Raw genomic sequence first — 2,779 nt, 5'->3', positions numbered from 1 at the left:
TGATGGTCCAGGTCGTGGTGGTACATGTGACATTTCAGCTTGGGATGCTTTCTATTTAGCAATGTTCTGGATGTTAAACACAATTGGTTGGGTAACATTCTATTGGCACTGGAAACATATGACAATTTGGGGTGGCAATCCAGGACAATTTGATGAATCATCCAATTATATTATGGGTTGGTTACGTGATTACTTATGGTTAAATTCATCACCATTAATTAATGGTTATAATCCATTTGGTATGAATAACTTATCAGTTTGGGCATGGACATTCTTATTTGCTCATTTAATTTGGGCGACAGGTTTTATGTTCTTAATTTCATGGCGTGGTTACTGGCAAGAATTAATTGAAACATTAGTTTGGGCTCATGAACGTACTCCATTAGCAAACTTAGTTCGTTGGAGAGATAAACCAGTTGCTCTTTCAATTGTTCAAGCTCGTTTAGTTGGTTTAGTACACTTTGCTGTTGGTTATATCTTAACATATGCATCATTTGTAATTGCTTCGACTTCGGGTAAGTTTGGTTAATCTTCTAAATTTTATTTTGTCTAATGTATGAATTTTCATACATTAGATTTTTCCATTTTTTATTTACTCTATCAAATTATTTTGACGTGATTTATTTTTTTTTCTAAATAATTTTTAATATTTGCGGTATATTTTTAGTTGTTTTATGTAAATCTTTTCATATATAGTTTTTAAAATTTTTGTATTTTTATTCAAATAATGTTTATTATTTCAATTAATTAGTAAACTTAAGTTGGAAGGTTAGAATAAATTCAATAATCGATTGATTAGCTTCGACGACTCTGATTTTAACTTAAGTCTTGTCTAAATTAGAAAACTCTAGTAGACTAAAAATTACTAAATCAGTAAATCTTTTGATTCGGGATATAGCTCAGCTTGGTAGAGCACCTGCTTTGGGAGCAGGGTGTCGTAGGTTCAAATCCTACTATCCCGAGGTCCAGATCTAAAAAATTAAATTATGAAAAGAAGCTTCCTAAATGTTGATGGAATTTAATTTATTTTTTATACTCTTTAATTGTCAATCAGAAATATAAACTGATTATCACTTTCTTATAATATCTCTTATTAATTTACGATTACTTCAAACTTTCAAATGAGTTTAGATGAAAAATTTATTTCAGTTCGAACTGCCTTCTATGATATTGTTGGTAGTTTTTTTAGAGGAATAGCTGGATTCTTCGGATATCCAACAAATCCAGGAATGCCGACAATGTCAGAGATTCCAAGTGATCAATATGCTCGATCGCGGTTCCTTGATAGTCTTCCAACACACAGTACTTATTGGCCACCAGTTCAAAGACCCGAAACATGGTTTGAAATGATTTTTGGACCAACACCAAAAGTGGAAACAGTTCCTCGATACATTTATGAAAGTAAAGAAGAAGGTTTTTATAATTTCTATATTGAAAATTATAAAAATATTTACTTTTTCCCTGACTGGCTTTCGGAGTTTATTCAAGTTCGATTGCATATTTGTTTAGACATTACTGTTCTGGAAACGATTCGTGAAGTTTTTTTTGTTGGGCTTATGGTTTACTCACAAATTGTAATTTTACGAATCGCTTTGTCTTGGTTTATTTATATTAATCCTTACACTTTTCCATGGTGTTATATAGCAGCTGCTGTTGATTGGACAGAAGATATCTTACAAGGAATTGTGCCAGCTATCCTTGGAGTTAATATTACAGGGAGTGTCTTTTTAGGAATTCTTGGAGTTTTAGCTGATAGTTTAAATCATCTGGTATTCACAATGCCTTTTTTACCTAGTGAAGGAGAAGAAACCAAATTGCTCATTAATGAGCAAATGAAAAATGTTTTAGTCTTTCATTATTTACCAATTTTATGGTATCGTTATCCAATCCCAAATGATATCAGAGAATTTTGGTATAATGAGCGACCAGATATTTTAGAATATATGGAAAAAGCCTATCAAAATTTAGATATTCAATTTTTGCCTGATGATATAGTGACACAATTAAATCAAGTTTCCATTTCTAATTCTTTCGTTGATTTCGATAGCAATTTAAATAAGATGGTTTCCACAGAATTGTTATCCAAAAATGATTTTATTCCTACAGATTTGGTTCTAACAAAACTTCATTCTTTTACTAGTTTGGAGAATTTTCTTTTCTAGATGGAAAACCTTTTAGAAAAAACTCTTAGTATATCTGATTAGAATTCGACCTAAGCTGACCAGTTTGCTAACTTTTTTATTTTCTATCTATTTGACATTCTTTAATATTAGTTATTACTTAAAAACATATACACTTTTTAACCTTCTATTATTAATTATTAATGATAGGAGGTTCTTATTAACTATTTTGTTTATTAATTACGATATCACTCTTCTAACTAAAGTTCCTAATATTTCTTATTTGAAATTAAAAATATATGGATTTGTTTTGAAATTTTAATTTTTATCGATTGTTGGTGATTTTTTTCTTTCCGACTATGAGTAAGATTTAAATCTTAAGAAACACTGAACTAGCAGTGTTTCTTAGGATAATTAGGAAAAAAGACTAAAAAAAGTGTCTATGTTTTTAAGTACTTTTTGAAAAAAGGTGTCTATGTTTTTAAGTATGATATAAGTAGTAAAAAATATCTTTTAAAAGAAATTAAATAAATAAAAAGATAACTACTTCTTCTGCGATTTCACTAGTAATCTATAATTCAACTTTATTAAAAGACTTTTACAAGTAATTTCAACAAATTTAAGGAAATTTTAAGAGAGTTTGATCCTGGCTCAGGATG

1 protein-coding gene, 1 tRNA gene and 1 pseudogene are annotated in these 2,779 nt (G+C 29.4%); all 3 read left to right on the top strand.

Features of this window, described 5'->3' with window-relative positions; all coding sequences use genetic code 11:
- Positions 1-529: pseudogene (gene psaB, locus AB1Z17_RS12300) on the top strand (photosystem I chlorophyll a apoprotein A2); the annotation flags it as partial.
- 359 nt (positions 530-888) lie between these two features.
- Positions 889-962, top strand: a tRNA-Pro gene (locus AB1Z17_RS12295).
- Between the two features lie 159 nt (positions 963-1,121).
- Entirely contained in the window at positions 1,122-2,162 is a 1,041-nt protein-coding gene (locus AB1Z17_RS12290; RefSeq protein ID WP_368052085.1) for a YggT family protein, read from the top strand.
- The last annotated feature ends 617 nt before the right edge of the window (positions 2,163-2,779 follow it).

The sequence above is a fragment of the Lutibacter sp. genome (assembly GCF_040883305.1).
Taxonomy (GTDB): domain Bacteria; phylum Bacteroidota; class Bacteroidia; order Flavobacteriales; family Flavobacteriaceae; genus Lutibacter.
This window is presented reverse-complemented; position numbering and strand designations above follow the sequence as displayed.

Coding starts and splice junctions, on each gene's coding strand:
- AB1Z17_RS12290 (WP_368052085.1), top strand. CDS start 1,122: ATGAGTTTAGATGAAAAATTTATTTCAGTTCGAACTGCCTTCTATGAT.